The sequence below is a fragment of the Pseudidiomarina donghaiensis genome (genome assembly GCF_900116895.1).
Classification (GTDB): domain Bacteria; phylum Pseudomonadota; class Gammaproteobacteria; order Enterobacterales; family Alteromonadaceae; genus Pseudidiomarina; species Pseudidiomarina donghaiensis.
Genome location: NZ_FPCF01000002.1, coordinates 223,466 through 239,122, shown reverse-complemented (window position 1 = coordinate 239,122; position 15,657 = coordinate 223,466). Strand labels below are relative to the sequence as shown.

At 48.8% G+C, this 15,657-nt stretch carries 15 protein-coding genes; all 15 read left to right on the top strand.

The window, feature by feature from the left end; all coding sequences use genetic code 11:
- The first annotated feature begins 45 nt into the window (after positions 1-45).
- The 15 genes from BM334_RS07090 to BM334_RS07020 all read left to right on the top strand — a co-directional run bounded on the left by BM334_RS07090 (position 46) and on the right by BM334_RS07020 (position 15,525).
- On the top strand, positions 46-477 hold the full coding sequence (locus BM334_RS07090; RefSeq protein WP_228759564.1) for a potassium channel family protein: 432 nt from the start codon (positions 46-48) through the stop codon (positions 475-477).
- A gap of 1,033 nt (positions 478-1,510) precedes the next feature.
- Positions 1,511-2,005 carry a DUF695 domain-containing protein gene (locus BM334_RS07085; RefSeq protein WP_092840008.1) on the top strand — a complete coding sequence of 165 codons (495 nt, stop codon included), beginning with the start codon at positions 1,511-1,513 and terminating at the stop codon, positions 2,003-2,005.
- 118 nt (positions 2,006-2,123) lie between these two features.
- Positions 2,124-2,411, top strand: coding sequence for a helix-turn-helix transcriptional regulator (locus BM334_RS12960; RefSeq protein WP_092840005.1), 288 nt, complete (start codon positions 2,124-2,126; stop codon positions 2,409-2,411).
- A gap of 135 nt (positions 2,412-2,546) precedes the next feature.
- Entirely contained in the window at positions 2,547-4,037 is a 1,491-nt protein-coding gene (locus tag BM334_RS07075; protein WP_092840002.1) for an MBL fold metallo-hydrolase, read from the top strand.
- Between the two features lie 22 nt (positions 4,038-4,059).
- On the top strand, positions 4,060-4,725 hold the full coding sequence (locus BM334_RS07070; RefSeq protein ID WP_157981880.1) for a glutathione S-transferase N-terminal domain-containing protein: 666 nt from the start codon (positions 4,060-4,062) through the stop codon (positions 4,723-4,725).
- A gap of 209 nt (positions 4,726-4,934) precedes the next feature.
- Entirely contained in the window at positions 4,935-5,621 is a 687-nt protein-coding gene (locus BM334_RS07065) for a hypothetical protein (protein ID WP_092839996.1), read from the top strand.
- A 90-nt stretch (positions 5,622-5,711) separates the two neighbouring features.
- On the top strand, positions 5,712-6,665 hold the full coding sequence (locus BM334_RS07060) for an alpha/beta hydrolase (RefSeq protein ID WP_092839993.1): 954 nt from the start codon (positions 5,712-5,714) through the stop codon (positions 6,663-6,665).
- A gap of 81 nt (positions 6,666-6,746) precedes the next feature.
- Positions 6,747-7,166 (top strand): hypothetical protein, encoded by a 420-nt coding sequence (locus BM334_RS07055; protein ID WP_092839990.1) that lies wholly within the window; start codon positions 6,747-6,749, stop codon positions 7,164-7,166.
- Between the two features lie 2 nt (positions 7,167-7,168).
- Complete coding sequence (locus tag BM334_RS07050) at positions 7,169-7,378, top strand: helix-turn-helix transcriptional regulator (RefSeq protein WP_092839987.1); 210 nt, start codon at positions 7,169-7,171, stop codon at positions 7,376-7,378.
- A gap of 19 nt (positions 7,379-7,397) precedes the next feature.
- On the top strand, positions 7,398-8,432 hold the full coding sequence (locus tag BM334_RS07045) for a helix-turn-helix domain-containing protein (RefSeq protein ID WP_092839984.1): 1,035 nt from the start codon (positions 7,398-7,400) through the stop codon (positions 8,430-8,432).
- A gap of 70 nt (positions 8,433-8,502) precedes the next feature.
- Positions 8,503-9,945: an amidohydrolase family protein gene (locus BM334_RS07040; protein WP_092839981.1), complete on the top strand. Its 1,443-nt coding sequence runs from the start codon at positions 8,503-8,505 to the stop codon at positions 9,943-9,945.
- Positions 9,946-10,170: 225 nt separating this feature from the next.
- Positions 10,171-11,682, top strand: coding sequence for a winged helix-turn-helix domain-containing protein (locus BM334_RS07035; RefSeq protein ID WP_092839978.1), 1,512 nt, complete (start codon positions 10,171-10,173; stop codon positions 11,680-11,682).
- Between the two features lie 92 nt (positions 11,683-11,774).
- A complete protein-coding gene (locus tag BM334_RS07030; RefSeq protein WP_157981879.1) occupies positions 11,775-13,640 on the top strand; it encodes an amidohydrolase family protein in 1,866 nt (621 codons plus the stop codon).
- A complete protein-coding gene (locus BM334_RS07025; protein ID WP_092839970.1) occupies positions 13,637-14,518 on the top strand; it encodes a S1 family peptidase in 882 nt (293 codons plus the stop codon). The genes BM334_RS07030 and BM334_RS07025 overlap by 4 nt, the downstream gene beginning before the upstream one ends.
- Positions 14,518-15,525, top strand: coding sequence for an alpha/beta hydrolase family protein (locus BM334_RS07020; RefSeq protein WP_092839966.1), 1,008 nt, complete (start codon positions 14,518-14,520; stop codon positions 15,523-15,525). The genes BM334_RS07025 and BM334_RS07020 overlap by 1 nt, the downstream gene beginning before the upstream one ends.
- Positions 15,526-15,657: the final 132 nt, after the last annotated feature.

Here is a 15,657-nt window from a genome sequence, read left to right as displayed (position 1 = left end):
GTTGGGTGCTAAAGTAGATCACAGTAATTTCTGGGTAAATTTGTAATGCAGTTGCTTCTCGCGTTTGTAATCAATAGTTTGCTTGTCGCCGTAGTGGTCATGGTGCATTACGGCATATTGCACCAGATCGTTAAAATCCTACCACGTTTTACTTTCGCTCATAGCCTACGGATAGTTTTCGGAGTCTTTGGCGCCTTGATTGCTCATGTTATAGAAATATGGATTTTTGCTTTAGGTTACTATTTTAAATCTCAAGGTTCGGGTTGGGGTAGTTTAGAAGGCAATTTTGATGGTACGTTGTTGGACTGCGTATATTTTTCGTTTACGGTTTACACAACAGTCGGCTTTGGTGATATTGAGCCTTTAGGGTATATTCGCTATCTTACAGGCATTGAGTCAATAGCAGGGTTGGTACTTATTACTTGGACAGCTTCGTTTCTCTATCTCGAAATGCAGCGTCACTGGGATCAGCGTTAGTGGTATGCACCCAACAAGGTGCTCAAGCCGAACCTTCACCTACGTTGCGCAGGCTGGTTCGCTTCGCTCATTATATCTCGCCGTGCTACACTCTCGATTCGGCCGGCTTAGCACGGCGTTGGGTGTAAAAAAACATCTTGGTTCTAAATGTGCAGAAGCCTGGCATTATTAGTCGTGGTGGTTCGAGGCGAGAACGTTTTTAATAACGGAAGTCAGAGGGCCAAAGCTATCTTTCCTGCAGGTTGGGGAACAGGGTTAACCTAAGTTAGAGCGGCGAATATCGTCGTCGTACCAGTTCACAAGCCGTGTTTATTTTCATTTGCAAAACAGTGGTGTTCCCGCAAAAAACGGTGTTCTATACTTTAGCTGTCCTTGGGGTTTCACATCGCAAGCAGCCTAAAAGCGTGCCAGTCTTTGCAAGGCTAAGTTAGTTCGCTGGAAGTGGGTAGGTTCTAACTGGCAGGCACCCAACAAGACGCTCAAGCTGAACCTTCACCTACGCTCCGCCCAGCGCATGGCTTCGCCATTGTACGCGCTGTGCTACACTCTCGGTTCGGCCGGCTTAGCACGGCGTTGGGTGTAGGTAAAACATTCTAAATTTTGTTTTCTAGTCGTCAGAGTTCAGTGAAGGCTTTGCGCGAACGATATTATTTCTGTGGTCTTTGGTATATCGTTTCCGGCGCGTTTTAAAGGAAGGTTGTCGTTGAAATTCTCGGCTTGAAGAGTTTGAAATGAGGGCGTAGGTTTTTTCAGTGTTAACCATTTTATCAAGCTTTTCTGGTGGTTCGCGTAAGTTGGGCAAGCGGCGCGTACACCCCTTCTTCAATTTGGCCATTGTAGTACATCTTCAAAGTAGGGTAGTTCAGGGCTTCTTGGTGGGGCAGTGGTTCCTAGTGCGCAAAGCACCCAACAAGGTGCTCAAGCCGAACCTTCACCTACGCTCCACACAGCGCATGGCTTCGCCATTGTACGCGCTGTGTTACACTCTCGGTTCGGTCGGCTTAGCACGACGTTATGTTCCAGGAGAAATGTTGTGCTAGGGAAGTTGTTTGGAAGAAAAAAGGAAGAGCCTCTCAAAGAAAATGAGGTGCGTGTGGTCCTCCCTGAGGAGTCCTACACGCTGATGGAATGGAAAGAGGACAGCATGCCGTGTATTGGGATGCTCAATTCTGCACTCATTGACTTCGAGCACAAGCAGATTTTCGGGTGGCACCTTTCGGTGATCATCGACTTTGAGGAAACGATCGATAATGGAATGCCCTCGGAGGAAGAAAGAGAAATTGTCGATCCGTTCTGTGACAAATTAGACGAAGAAATCAAAGCAGGTGGAAACGCTTTGTTCCTTGTCAGAGAAACTTGGAACAAAACTCGACGCCTAGTCTGGAGAGTTTACGATCCAGAAATTGCCCACCAACACCTTCAATACTTAGTTGATCACCATCGGCATCCTCGACCTTTTGATTGGTGCATGGAACAGGACCTTGAGTGGGGCCAGGCCGAATGGTACTTCAAGCAACTGAGAACATAACAAGTGGCTGTTGTCGGACGCACCTCCGCTGGCGCTCCGGCACGCCGCAAAGCCAAGCGTTGTAAACGTCCGCTGTTGGCACCAAGTAGTCAGTCTGCCATCGGACAACATTTTGGCTATGAGGTGCTTACAAATCAGTGACGATTCACTGGTCAAACTAGCGAAGCATGTTGCTGAACCGCCCCAGTATATTTCCCAAACCTTGTCGCAATACCTCGAAACCACCTTCTTTGACTTTATAAATAGAGCCAGAATCGACAACGCGTGCCAGTTACTAGCAACGACAAATCACTCCGTGCTGGACATTGCCTACGCGACAGGTTTCAACTCCCGCTCGGCTTTTTATAAAGCGTTTAAAAACTACCTGAATCAGACCCCCAGCGAATACCGAGCGAATTGCTCTTAATGCCAGCTGTCCTTCCTATGTGGGAAGGACGAGATATCTGGTTATGCCCCGATACTATCGCCTTACACACCTTCACAAAAAGCTGACATTTAGCGTGCCACACTCACGAGCTCGCTGAACTTCAATGGATAATTTATGAAAAAAGTAATATTAGTCCTCCTGTCCGCTACGCTTAGTTTTTACACTGCATCAAGCGTGGCTAGTCTGTCGCCAACAGCCGCCCAAACAAACAATACAACTGATTCTGTTGCGCAAGCGATTGTCGATAAAGTTGTCGCGGCCTATGGCGGTGATGTGCTCTTACAGGCCGACAGCATTAAAGTAATTGATTACAACAAAGGCCCGTGGCCTGGCGAAGGTGAAACGCCCACTATTCCCGAGTTATGGCGAATCAATGAAGAACTGACAGTAGACTTCGTGGGACAGCGCAAAAGCTTGCTGTCGTACCGCGTGCCGCGAACCACCATAGATTTGGAAAAGTGGATTCAGCAAGGTGATCAAACCATCGTTTTCGACATCCTGCATAAAAAATATTCCGAACAAAACTGGGCTACTTTTGCACGCCTTGGAGCGTCACTAGAACGCAGTAGCGATACGTTGCATGCTCGACGCTTGGCGAGTCTGAAAGGTGAGCTAGACTATGCTGGCGATGACTATTTCCGTGGACGCTTGCAACAAAAACTGACCTACGTAACCGACTCCGGCGAGCGCTATACCTACTTCATTGACAACGCAAATGGGCTTATCCACAAGCTGCTGCGCCAGCACCCTCGCGCCGGCGATCTGCTTTATGTTTTTTCCAATCATAGTACCGACAGCAAGGTTGCCTTTGCCCGCGACATGAACTTCTTTGTCAATGGCGAGCTGCGCTTAACTTCAGTTCACCGTGCCATTGAACTTGATCCAGATCTCAAAACCGCCTTTCAAGGCTTTGACGATTTTACCCCTTGGGGCGAAACGATTGACGCTTCAGAGTTAACAGCCAAAATGATTTCCGATGGCGTGTATCAAGCTGGCTCAGGTCGCGCAATTACGGTGTTTATTGAGCAACCAGACCATTACATTGCAATGGGGGCGGCGGATGCCTTAGCTGAGAATTTCGCCGCGGTGAAAGAGCTCTCTCAACAAGAGAAGCCTCTCAACTACTTTGTCGTCACACATCATCATAATGCCAATGTTCGCGGCTTAAACAACGCCTTCGCTTTAGATGCTTCATTAGTCGTTGCTGAACAACATCGAGCGGTTATTTTAGGCCATGTGGCTGTAGATGTGACTGACAGCCAAGTCATTGTCGTCCCGCCACGAGCCACGTTTTCGTTAGGTGATTTGAAGCTAATTGATATCGCGACCGCACACGCACGCAATTACTTACTAGCCTACTTACCTGCAGCTAAAATGGTGTTGGCAGAAGACCATTACGTCACCGATTTAAAAGTCGCGAAACCGCGAATCTATCACGATATGGTGCGCTTTGCTGCCGTTCTCGCAGAGCTCGACCTCGCGGTAGAGACGCTGGTCGATATTCGTGGTTGGCGCCAATTCAGCATGGAAGAATTCACGCAATGGACACGCGATTTCACACCGAAAACCTGCCCACCAGGCTACACGATTTGCGTAAACGGTTAAGATGTTAGCGATAGGAGCACAAATGAACAAACTGATATGGATTGTTGATTCGCCATTCTCACGCTCGATTAAATGGTTATTGTTGCAAAGAGAAATAGATCATACTGAGCACTTGCTTACCTGGGATGGTATGAAAAGTGACCGCTTGCTGGCTGAATACAATCCCAAGTTACAAGTTCCCACGCTCGTCACTAAAGAGGAAGTCCTCAGCGACTCGCTGCTGATTATATTGCGGTTTTTAGGACACGACTGGCACCGCACCACGGACGCCAAACTTTTTCGCCTTGGCGATTGCGACTTTGAAGCGACACTGATTTTTTTGTTTCGTGCGAATCTACTGAAACGTCGATTTGGCCCCAGCCAAGAAAGTGACTTCATGCGTGAAGCTGGCGTAACGAACTACCAAAAAGGCGTTGACGTGCTGCTTGATCACTTGTTGGTTAACACCGCAAAGATCGAAGTGAACGGGGGTTTAGTTTTGGTTTTCTCGATGATACTCATTGCACGTTTTATCTGCCAATCTGATGCTATGCATGATTATCGCTTTGAGGAATTACTGCAGCTCAATGATGCGCTAGCTGCTGATCCCCATTATCAAGAGCTCGCGCAAAATTACACTGGTCACCAGGGTCACCAGGGTCACCAGGGTCACCAGGGTCACCAATGGCCATTTTTTCTCGTCGCCTAACGCAAAGCATTAGCCGACGCGGAAATTGTTGGCTTTAATCTTGGAAGTGCGATGTGTCGATTTGTACGATATTAACTCCACTGTAGATTGCTTATGAACTTCATCTAAACACTTCAATTGTCGACAATATACAGGTTATAAGTCAAACTTATTTCGTAATAATCATTTTTAGACGTATATTGTCGACAAATTTACCTGATTGAGTCCTTATGCTTTTTAACTTCTTTGGAACTTTGAATTCGATTTTAATTGTAGTGAGCCTGATTGGTGTCTTCTCGCAAGTTAGGACGGTTTGGCTACGTAAGAGAGAAAGCCGGCACGGAGCAACTGAAATTCTCTCTCTAAATAAATTCTTTGTTAGCTTTTTGGCTTACTACTCATTTTTTGTATACGGCATGTCGATAGAGCCTTTTAACCACTTTATTGTTTGGCCGAGGTTGATAGCCGCTCTTTTAGTGGCTGTGGTTTTGTATGAAATATGGATTGACCGAAAAGCGATTACTTCCCTCAGCCTTTTCGCTTTAGCCATTATATTGCTCGTGTCAGGAGTCACATTTGGCCTAATAACAGATGCCTACACCGATGATGGACGCAAGCTAATGGCGGCAATGATAGTTATTATTACTATTTTTCTTGCGCAAGGCTATATCCATCAAATCATGCTGGTACTTAAGCTAGGCAGTACTGGAGCACTCGATATAAAAATGAGTCAACTCATTCTGTTGATGGATTTTTCGACAATCGCATTTGCATTTGTTATGGGGCTTGAGGATGGTTGGCCCTTGCTGCTGCTCGCCGTAGTGAGTGCTTCTACAAAGATTATTATCCTTTATTTGTTTCGGTGGGTCCGGGTAAGTAAATCTGCAGAGCGCAAGCGTCTGGCTGCGGCTCAATGATGTTAGATCAAGCAATAGAAAAGTTCGACAAATTAGGCTCTACTTAATTACCAAGGCTATAGTTTGCTCGTGACTCGACGGAGAACCCTTTTGAACTTTGTACGTTTTATTATTCTATTACTTGCCAGTTTCAGTTTGACCGGATGTGCATCACTCGTTTCGAGTTATTTACAATCAGCGGATAGCTTCAGTTATGACTCGATTGGCTCCCCTGAAGAAATTGCGGAGCTCGGCTTTACTAAGCGTGAGCATTGCTCCGCTAAAGAAGACCGTTGTACCTATTATTTTATCGGTGAGCCGCTTACAAGTCGGCGTTTGCAATACCAAACTGAAATTTCATCAGCGCGCTCCACAACCGCTGTTGAGCTATCTGCCACACGAGATAATCTGCCCGTTTATGCACCAAGCACGATTGTGTTGATGCATGGTTTTCGCGCTTCAAAAGAGTTCATGATAAATACTGCGCTCTACTTTCGTTTCTTGGGGTTCAACGTTATCGTTCCCGACTTGCTCGGGCATGGTGACTCTGCTGGGGCAAAGACTTTTGGTGTCATCGATAGCTATGTAATTAATGAAATCATCGCCAAAGAGCATTCTCCCCAACGAAACCTCTATTTACTCGGCAATTCTATGGGTGCGGTTGCGGCGACTCGAATTGCGAGCATGCGTGATGATGTTCATGGCCTTATCTTGCAGGCGCCTATGCTCAATTTCGACGAAGCTGTACTGCGCTATTCAAGCTCAAATTATCCATTCCTGGCAGGGCTGATTGGTGAAGATGCGATTCTCAATGGGGCCTCATCAGCGTTGGCCGAGGTCAATTTAACCGCCTCTGATACCAATATTTTACCGATGCTTGCGTCGCTATCGGTACCCACTCTCATTTTGACCTCGTCGGCGGATGAAGTTTCCCCTTACGCTGCCTTTGCCCAGCTCACGAGCGAGCAATTATCTGTTAAAAACCTACCGAACAGGAATCATCCCAGCATGGCAATTGTTGGCAATGACAGCAGTGAGATTATTTTGAACTGGCTTGAACAATGACCCAAGTTAAAAATATTTGACATGTATAATTTCTGCACATAACCTGAGCATGTTAAACTTTTCTAACATAAGGTGGTAAAAATGGCTTTCAAAGAAAAATCAGCTTGGCTAATGTTGATTGCAACCATGGTAGTTGGGCTTTATATGACGTATGCGGTCGTGCAAACCTATATGGAACTTCAGCAGGTTCCTGCGGTGCTGCCGGTATTTATTAAACTCACGGTCACTTTAATTATTCTTAGCGTGATCGGCCAAATCGTACTGGCCATCGCTAATCGTAAGCAGGCTGAGCAAAAGGCCGATGAACGGGAAAAAGTGTTCATTCGTCGGGGGCAAGCTGTAGCGGGCGGTGTATTAGCATTTGGCGTTGTTGCCTCGCTGATCCATTTTCTGTTCTTGAGCGATGGAAACCTGCTGTTTTATAGCTGCTTGCTCAGCTTGGTTGTAGCGCAAGTCGTTGAATACGCGGTACAGATTGTCAGTTTCCGTCGGGGTTATTGATTATGTTGCCTATCGGAAACTGCGTACGCGAATTACGCGCAGAAAACGGTGATATGACCCAAGGCGAGCTCGGCGAGCGGGTAGGTGTGACACGCCAAACGATAGCGGCGATTGAGCAACGTCGCTACTCGCCCTCGTTGGAAACTGCCTTTCGTATTGCCAAAGTTTTCAATAAGAGCTTGATTGATGTATTTTGGTTTGATGAAAGCTAACTAGCTACCGATCAAAGTCATGATGCTTGCTCCCATAGAACTGCTGCCGGTGAACGTTACTCAACTTCTCATGCTGTTTGTGAGTGTGTTGGCGATCGCCATGCTGCGGGGACAACCGCGCTATACCGGTTTGGTTTTGGCTTTTTTGGTGCAAGCACTCGCTGTGCTCTTTAATTTTTTAGAAGAACTGCGGTTTGTGCCAGTGTTCGTTACGCCAGCCATGAGCCTTGCCGGTGGTCCAAGTCTCTACCTATTTGTCAGGGTCTTGGTGCGACCGGAGCAGCCGCTGGCATGGCGTGATGTCGTGCATTTTGTACCAGCACTTATTGCCCTCTTTTTCGCAAGCCATATCGGCTGGGTTCTGGCAATCGGTGCATTGAGCCAACTCATTTACCTAAAACTATCACTGGTGCTGTTACTGCGTTACGAGCGTGCCATTAGGGAACGCAGGGCTGACAGCGAGCGCTTGCAACTGCGCTGGTTGATGTGGCTGTTGTTCACTTTGATGGGCTTAATCGTCATTGAAGTCCTACGCGCCAATCTGCAGCCTTTCTTGCCCTACGAATTGCGTAATCAATGGTATTTCATCGACCAAGTCATTTTACTGTTATTACTCGCCGGTTTTCTGGTTGGGATTGTTCGGCAGCCTGAGATTTTCGATGATTTGCGCGAGTTTGAGGAAGCTGAAAAAGTAAGCACCGAAGCTTCGAATGAGCAGGCCGTTAGTCTCTTCACCGAAATTGATGGCTTAGTCAAACGTGAAGAGCTCTTTCTCAAACCGCGCCTAGCGTTGCAAGATATCGCCTCTCTCACGGGTCTCAATGCAAAAGATATCTCGTGGGCAATTAACCAAGGCGGGCAAACAAGTTTTGCCGATTACATTAACCAGCTACGCATTGCGCAAGTGGTTGAGATGGCGCAATCGCAACCGCAAAGGCCACTGCTGGATATCGCGCTAGACGCTGGTTTTAGTTCCAAGTCTTCCTTCAACGCGGTATTCAAAAAACAGACCGGCATGCCGCCCAGTCGCTACTTAAAAAGTCTAGAATCTTGATTCTGGTCGCCGTTCGGTCGCCCGCAAACTAGGCTACAGGCACAAACAACAGTGCTTGGAGTCTACCCATATGAAAACCAGCAAATTGAAAACCTTTCCGCGGAGTTGTCTGCGCGGCACTGCCATACTCTTATTCTCGCTTTTTACACTCGCAGCCTTGCTGTGGCTCTATCAAGATCTCGAGAGCGGCGAAACCGACCTGAATCTCGATAGATCGCAAAGCTTCGTTCTTACCAACGTCAACGTAATTACAATGAATGACCAGCAAGTGCTTCCGGATCACGCGATCGTGGTGCGCGATGGGGTCATCACTGAATTAAGTCCCATGGCGCAAGTCACCGCCGATGATCTATCAATCATTGATGGCAAACAAGCTTACGTCATGCCGGGACTCATCGACGCCCATGTGCATGTCTTAGATCGTAGCTATGCCAAGTCGGCGTTAGCTGCTGGAGTGACCACTGTGCGCAATATGGGTGGCTTTCCCTATCACCTGAAATGGCGTGACGAACTCGAAAAGGGAGAGTGGTTTGGCAGCCGAATGGTGGTATCGAGTCCTATTTTTAATAGCCTCGAACAGGGCGACCCTCTCGCGCACTTCCGTGTGAATGATCCTGAACTTGCTCGTCAGGCAGTGCGCGATTACATTGCCGAAGGCTATGATTTTATTAAAGTCTATGAAGGCCTACATGCAGAAACGTACAGCGCGATCTTAGCCGAAGCAAACACGCTTGGAGTGATGGTTGCTGGGCATCCCTCGTATGACTTAATGCACACAAAACTAGAGGAACACGGTGCGCTACGCACCTTTGAGCACAGCGAAGAAATCTACGATGGCTTTTTAGCGCAAACCTTTAACGACACAAAAGCCGAAGCGGCAGCGCAGTTTTTTGTCGACCACGATGTTGCACTCGTGCCGACTCTAGCCGTTAACCGAGAGCTGACCCGCCTTAGCAACGAAAAGTATGAATACCTGAAGCAGACCGACCAAGCGGCAATCACGCCTTTCGCGCGATTTATTTATGAGCAAACATCGTTTAAGCGTTGGCTCAATGCATCGCCAGAACTCGCAGCCTACAATCTGGAGGTTGACGCATATCTGCATCACCTAACGCAACGCATGCACGAGCGCGGCGTCACGTTAGTGTTGGGCTCGGATGCCGGTGCGTTAACTGGATTGCCCGGTCCAGCCACAATCGATGAGATAGAACTGATGGTTGCCGCTGGTATTCCAACCCATGCAGCGCTGGCTGCAGCAACAATCAATGCTGCACATAGCGTCGACATGGATCAACAACTTGGCCGCATTGCGGTAGGTTTCCAGGCAGATTTAGTGGTTTTAAAAGAAAACCCAGTAAGCACCGTACAAATCCTACGCGACCCACTCATGGTGATACAACAAGGTCGCGTGTTTAACGGTAAAGATCTCAATCAACTACGAGATGAGGCACATCAACATTCAAACTGGCTGTTGAGTGTCGCTCGGCATTTGAATTATCTGCTATTTGGTTAGCCACAAAAGAGGTGCTAAAACGACGTTCGCTGAACGTCGACTCAAAGTCTTGACTCGATTTGCGTTCAGTTACAAAAAAATAGCCGCCCTGTTGTGCGTAATGCTCTATGCTTTGACCGGCAACGTTGGTCCACACTGCAGTGGTGAGCTGTCCAAACTCACGTTTGTCGTTGCGCAGGTTGAGTGTTCCAAAGAGTTCATAGGAAAAGGTAGGAAATCCGTTAGATGGCCAAAGATAATGCAACGCCTGTCTATTTTGACGACGCCACCGGCACCTTAGTATTCGCTAATGAGCGCATTGAGTTGCGTCCGAAAACCTATGCGGTAGCAAAATTCTTAGCCGCACATCCACAACAAGTGTGCTCAAAAGAAGCGATCATGAATGCTGCGTGGGAAAACAGCATTGTTGAAGATCAGGCCGTCTTCCAATCGATCAACGAGATCCGGCGGAAATTTGCGCCCACTGCGGTGATTCAAACATATCCACGGCGAGGCTATGCGTGGTTAATCCCCACTAGCTCACAACATGCCATTCAATCACAGTCGCAAACGCAAGCCGCCATTAAACGCTCGACACCGCAATGGCTGCTTTTATCTGTTCTTGTGGCCGTATTAATGGGTTCTGTGGCTATCGGTTGGTTTTCTTTCGTCGGTAACGGCGAGAAGCCTTCGAGGCTGCAAGAAGGGCCGCGCTTCAAAGCAACCGAACACCAAGCTTTAATGGTCTTGCCTACGGATACTGCGGCGCTGACAAACGATGACCGAGGCCTTGGCTTTGGCGCCATGCAAACAGTTATCGAGCGACTACCGAACGAAAGCAACCGAACCATTTTTCAAGCCAGTGATGTTTTAGACATCATGGATCGTAAGCCGGTTGCCGAGCCAGCGGACTATTTTGCCGTCTCGGGGGCAACACAAATCATCAGTAGCGAGCTGAATGGCGTACCCGGTGAATACTCGTTGCTTTTTACCGTATGGCATAGCGACGGTACGCAACGCCATGGCGTGCTGCACGGTGGAACCATTGAACAGGTTATCAACGATTACACCGAAGCACTGATGCTGCAGTTATTCGGTGAATTGACGCGTCCCCACCGCGGCGCTTCTTCGCTGTTAACCTCGACTTTAACGCATCGAGCCATGACACTGCTTGCACAGGGCGAAACGCAAACGGCGATTCCCTACCTCGAAAGTGCGGTGCTTGAGCACCCTGAAGAACCCATGCAACGTTTTTTGCTCGCGCGCACTCACTTGCACTTGGGCCAAGCGGAATCCGCGCTGCCGCATATTGAAGCCGGACTTACGGCGCTTGACGCTTTGCCCCCACAGCCACTTCGTGGACGCCTCCTTTATTTGAAAGGTGTCGCGCTTATGGGCAATAACCTACCCGCGGCGAGTCATTTTCTCGGCGCCGCACAAGAAGCAGCCGAGGCCCAACAGGACTGGCTTTATCACGCTTATGCAAAGGCAATGCAAGGTCAGGTATTGATTCAGCAACAACGTTTTTCCGATGCAGAGCCACTGTTGGCCGAGTCACTTCGCTATCAACAGCTCTTGAATTGCCCACTAGGTATTGCGCAAGGGCATTTGGACTATTTTGACTTTTACTTCGCGCAAGGAAACACGGAAAAAGCTCAGGAACAATTACAACTTGCTGAGCAAATGGTGCTTGAGCGTAACCTTGTTATAGTCAAGCAGCTCATTGCGGATTACAAAAATAAGCTATCAAAATCATAGCGTTACAAATTATAGAGTTCTTATAGAGGAATTCTAAGCCTTTTATTTCATGTCTTGCCATGCTGTTCCGACAACGAACAGAGGATGTAAACATGAAAATAAAATCACTCGCTAAATCACTTATGTATTGTGGTCTTGTCACCGCGCTTACGGCATGTTCTAGCTCGGGCGTCGACCGCTCAGATCTCGATGAAACAATTCAGCGCTATCATGCAGTGGTGTTGGACCAAGAGCCGGTAACTTTAAACTCACGCGTACCTGAAGGGATGGTAACGGGCGCGAGTTATGGTCTATTCGATGAGCTCGATGGTGATTCCGAAGATATGATTTCCGGGGTGCTTGCCGGGGTGCTAGTAGGTGGGGTGGTCAGCGCCCTAGCTGATGGCTCAAATGACGCCATACGCTATCGCCTTTACCACCAAGACAAGGGCGAATTTGCTGTCATTAGTAAGCAACAACTCGGTGACGATGTTCAGTGTGTTGAAGTGCAGCAAGCGCAACAGGTCAAACTTTATGCTGTTCATCCGGAGTTTTGCCAACAAGCGCAGGACGAAGCCCCAGTAAAAGTCATTTACGGTGCTCGAGTAAAGCAACCTGGCACTAGCGATTGGCGCACCGCAACGGTCACTGTCAAAAATGAGCACATCGCGGCAGTTACCGAAATCAATGAGGAAATTCCCACCGGAGCACAACTGATAGATGCTCGGGGTACGTGGCTGATTCCGGGCCTCATCGATGGTCACGTGCACTTATCGCAGAGTGGCAGCGCCTTTACCCGACCGGATATTATTGGTGCAACAGAACTACACAGCTATGACCAGGACCAAGCATGGCTGACTGAACAGTTGCCGGATATCTTGCACGACTACCTTCGCCTTGGCATCACGACAGTTGCGGATTTGGGCGGCCCAACGCAACGCCTTCAATCTCTTAATCAGCTTGACTGCACAGCAGGTTGCCCGACCATCTTGAGTGCCGGTGAGTTGATAAGTGTTGCTCCTGTCGCCGCGCTTGACGGTGACCATGGCCCCACGTTTTTGGCTGCCGCAACGCCAGCAGAGGCAACCGCTGCGGTCAAAATGCAACGCGGTTTTGGTGCACAGATTAGTAAGTTTGTGTTTACTAACGAAGCAGGGCTTAGTCCCCAGCAATTACAGGAACTCTTTGCCGAGGCCATCGCAGAGGCGAAAGCTCACGGTCAGATTATTGCCGTGCACGCACAAGACTTGGACTACGCCAAAGCAGCCATTCGCGCAGGAGCAGATATTCTGGTCCATGGCGTGATGACCGCTGCTATCGACCGCGAGTTTACGGAGTTAGCCCTAGCACGTGATGTCACCTATATGCCGACGCTGACGGCCTACGAGCATTATCTTTCGATTTTTAAACAACAACTGACGTTTACTGCATTCGAACAGCAATTTGCCGACGCCTATGTACTGAATTCCTTTGCCCAATTGCAGAAAAACCTTTCTGCAACGGATCAGATGTTTCAAATTTTTACCCGCTATGTACCTTTGGTCGACGCCAGTCCAGAGGAGCGCGCCGCATTATCAGCACAAGAGCAAGCCATCGTTCAGCAGCTCGAAGCACTCTTCTCACAACGCATATTGCAGGCGCAATACAGCAATCTACGTGCCGCCCTTGATGCCGGCTTGCAGGTCGGTTTTGGTACTGATGCAGGAAATCCCGGAACCTTACATGCGGTTGCTGTCGCTGAAGAAATTCGTGCATGGCAGCGCGCAGGCGTTAGTGCCGCAGAGATTTTTCAGGCTTTAACCCTTGGCAACGCCATGGCCTTCGACATAGCACAGCAGCAAGGTGTTATCGCACAAGGCAAAACGGCGACGTTTAACTTGCTGCAACGTGACCCATCACAAGATCCCCAAGCCTTGTTAACGCCCACCCACGTTTTCCAGAACGGTACCCTTGTTTATGATGTGGATGACAGCTTATGAACAGCAAACTCGGCTTATCCGTTTGGCTTTTTAGCCTTGTAGGTATCGGCTTGTGTCTATTCGCAATCAATGCGTTGGCGAAACCAATTGTGATTCGCCATGACGTAAAAGATGCTCACTATTTGGCTACGCAGGACGACTTTCCACCCCTCGCGACCCTCTACAAGATCGGCGCGCACGGCACCCTGGTGAAACCACAATGGGTTGTGACCGCAGCGCACACGGTGTTTTGCGTTACGCCAGGGACTGCGATTCGCATCGGTGATCAGCTCGTCGAGGTGAAAGCGCGATACAGCCACCCAGATTATGAACGCGGAGGCGACAACGATATCGCTCTAATTGCGCTAGCAAAGCCTCTGGTAACACCAATCCCTGCCCGCCTCTATGCGGGAAGTAACGAGGTTGGTAAAGACGTTTGGTTTATTGGCTCTGGCGCGACGGGTAACGGTCTGACCGGGCCAACGGTCAATTACAAAGCTAACGCCGGCGTGCTGCGCAAAGCACAAAACCGCGTGGAAAAAGCCCGTGGCAATGAGATCTCATTCATTTTTGACCGTGGCGACAAAGCATTACCACTAGAGGGTGTTTCAGGCAACGGCGATAGTGGCGGGCCAGCCTTTATGCAACGTGGCAACACCTACTGGCTGCTTGGCATTAGCTCGCGCGCGGACTCTTGGTTCAAAGACATCGGCGAATATGGCGTCAACGAAGTCTATACCCGTGTTTCTGCTCACTTGCCGTGGCTCGAAGCCATGTTCGCGGCATCTCCTACGCAACGCTTACAGATGAGTTCAGCTGAGCGTTTTGTTCAACCTGGGATCGAGGATATCGACAGCGTGTGCGCCCAGATCAACTATACCCCTATTGAGGAAGACTAATGTTTAAACGAATTGTTTTAACGATGCTGCTGGTAGCGCTAAGCATGATGGCGCCCAGTGCAACACTTGCGGCCAACCAAGAAGCGAAGTTTTACGCTGGTGGGAGCTGCTTTAAAGCGTTCCCCACCTACGATGCTTGGATCGACTTGATGCGTGAGCGCAATGGTTGGTTCAAAACGTGGATCATCTCATGGCGTTACGACGAAGAACGTTTTAACGATGCTGTGGCTAGTGTGGATTGCACCGTCGGCATTTACCCAAGTATCGACGGCAATATGGTGCAAGCGTTTATTGTCAAACCTAAGCAGGTGACAGAACCGCTACCGATGGTGCTCTACAACCGCGGCGGTAATCAGGGTTTTGGTTCGGTAACCTTAGCGCAGCTATTGGACTTTATCATTCCTTTGTCAAAGCAAGGGTACGTGGTTGCCGCAACGCAATACCGGGGCGGTAGCCGTCGTTCTGAAGGTCAAGATGAATTTGGCGGCCGCGACGTGCAAGATGTACTCGCACTCAGCGAGTTAGTTGCAGCAATGCCTGAAACCGATAGCTCGCAGCGCTTTATGTTAGGCGTGTCGCGAGGCGCGATGAACACCTTTATGGCCTTACGCGATGCACCAGAAGATACTGCTACCAGCTACCGCGCAGTGGCGGTAATTGGTGGCCTTGTGGATTTAGTCGAGATGAAAGACTTTCGCCCAGAAATGGAACGCGTCTATCGCGCCCTCATCCCCAATTACGCCACGCAACAAGCAGAGCAGCTATACACCCGATCCGTGAGTCTTTGGCCGGAAAAACTACCTGCTCACGTCGGTGTGTTGCAATTGCATGGTGAAGACGACGAACGCGTTTCCGTGCAGTCAGCGCGCACACTTTCAGATCGCTTGTACACACATGTTAGGTCGCATAATCTCAAGGTGTTCAGCGGTGAAGACCACATGATTCGTGGAGAACGTGAGACGGTTGTTGCTGAAATCGATAGTTGGTTCAAGCAGCATCTTAAATAATCATGCAGCCATCGCTGCTAAAGGAGCAAATTAATGTATGAACTAAGTGTAATTTTACCTTGGGGTTCGCCAGTCGGAATAGGACTGTTTTTATTCCTCATGGGATGCGGTTTAGGGGTGTTCTTTTGGGGC

Bases quoted from the DNA above. Each gene is read 5' to 3' on its own strand.
- BM334_RS07020 (WP_092839966.1), top strand. From the start codon at position 14,518: ATGTTTAAACGAATTGTTTTAACGATGCTGCTGGTAGCGCTAAGCATG.
- BM334_RS07030 (WP_157981879.1), top strand. From the start codon at position 11,775: ATGAAAATAAAATCACTCGCTAAATCACTTATGTATTGTGGTCTTGTC.
- BM334_RS07090 (WP_228759564.1), top strand. From the start codon at position 46: ATGCAGTTGCTTCTCGCGTTTGTAATCAATAGTTTGCTTGTCGCCGTA.
- BM334_RS07045 (WP_092839984.1), top strand. From the start codon at position 7,398: ATGATGCTTGCTCCCATAGAACTGCTGCCGGTGAACGTTACTCAACTT.
- BM334_RS07050 (WP_092839987.1), top strand. From the start codon at position 7,169: ATGTTGCCTATCGGAAACTGCGTACGCGAATTACGCGCAGAAAACGGT.
- BM334_RS07055 (WP_092839990.1), top strand. From the start codon at position 6,747: ATGGCTTTCAAAGAAAAATCAGCTTGGCTAATGTTGATTGCAACCATG.
- BM334_RS07075 (WP_092840002.1), top strand. From the start codon at position 2,547: ATGAAAAAAGTAATATTAGTCCTCCTGTCCGCTACGCTTAGTTTTTAC.
- BM334_RS07065 (WP_092839996.1), top strand. From the start codon at position 4,935: ATGCTTTTTAACTTCTTTGGAACTTTGAATTCGATTTTAATTGTAGTG.
- BM334_RS07070 (WP_157981880.1), top strand. From the start codon at position 4,060: ATGAACAAACTGATATGGATTGTTGATTCGCCATTCTCACGCTCGATT.
- BM334_RS07025 (WP_092839970.1), top strand. From the start codon at position 13,637: ATGAACAGCAAACTCGGCTTATCCGTTTGGCTTTTTAGCCTTGTAGGT.
- BM334_RS12960 (WP_092840005.1), top strand. From the start codon at position 2,124: ATGAGGTGCTTACAAATCAGTGACGATTCACTGGTCAAACTAGCGAAG.
- BM334_RS07035 (WP_092839978.1), top strand. From the start codon at position 10,171: ATGGCCAAAGATAATGCAACGCCTGTCTATTTTGACGACGCCACCGGC.
- BM334_RS07040 (WP_092839981.1), top strand. From the start codon at position 8,503: ATGAAAACCAGCAAATTGAAAACCTTTCCGCGGAGTTGTCTGCGCGGC.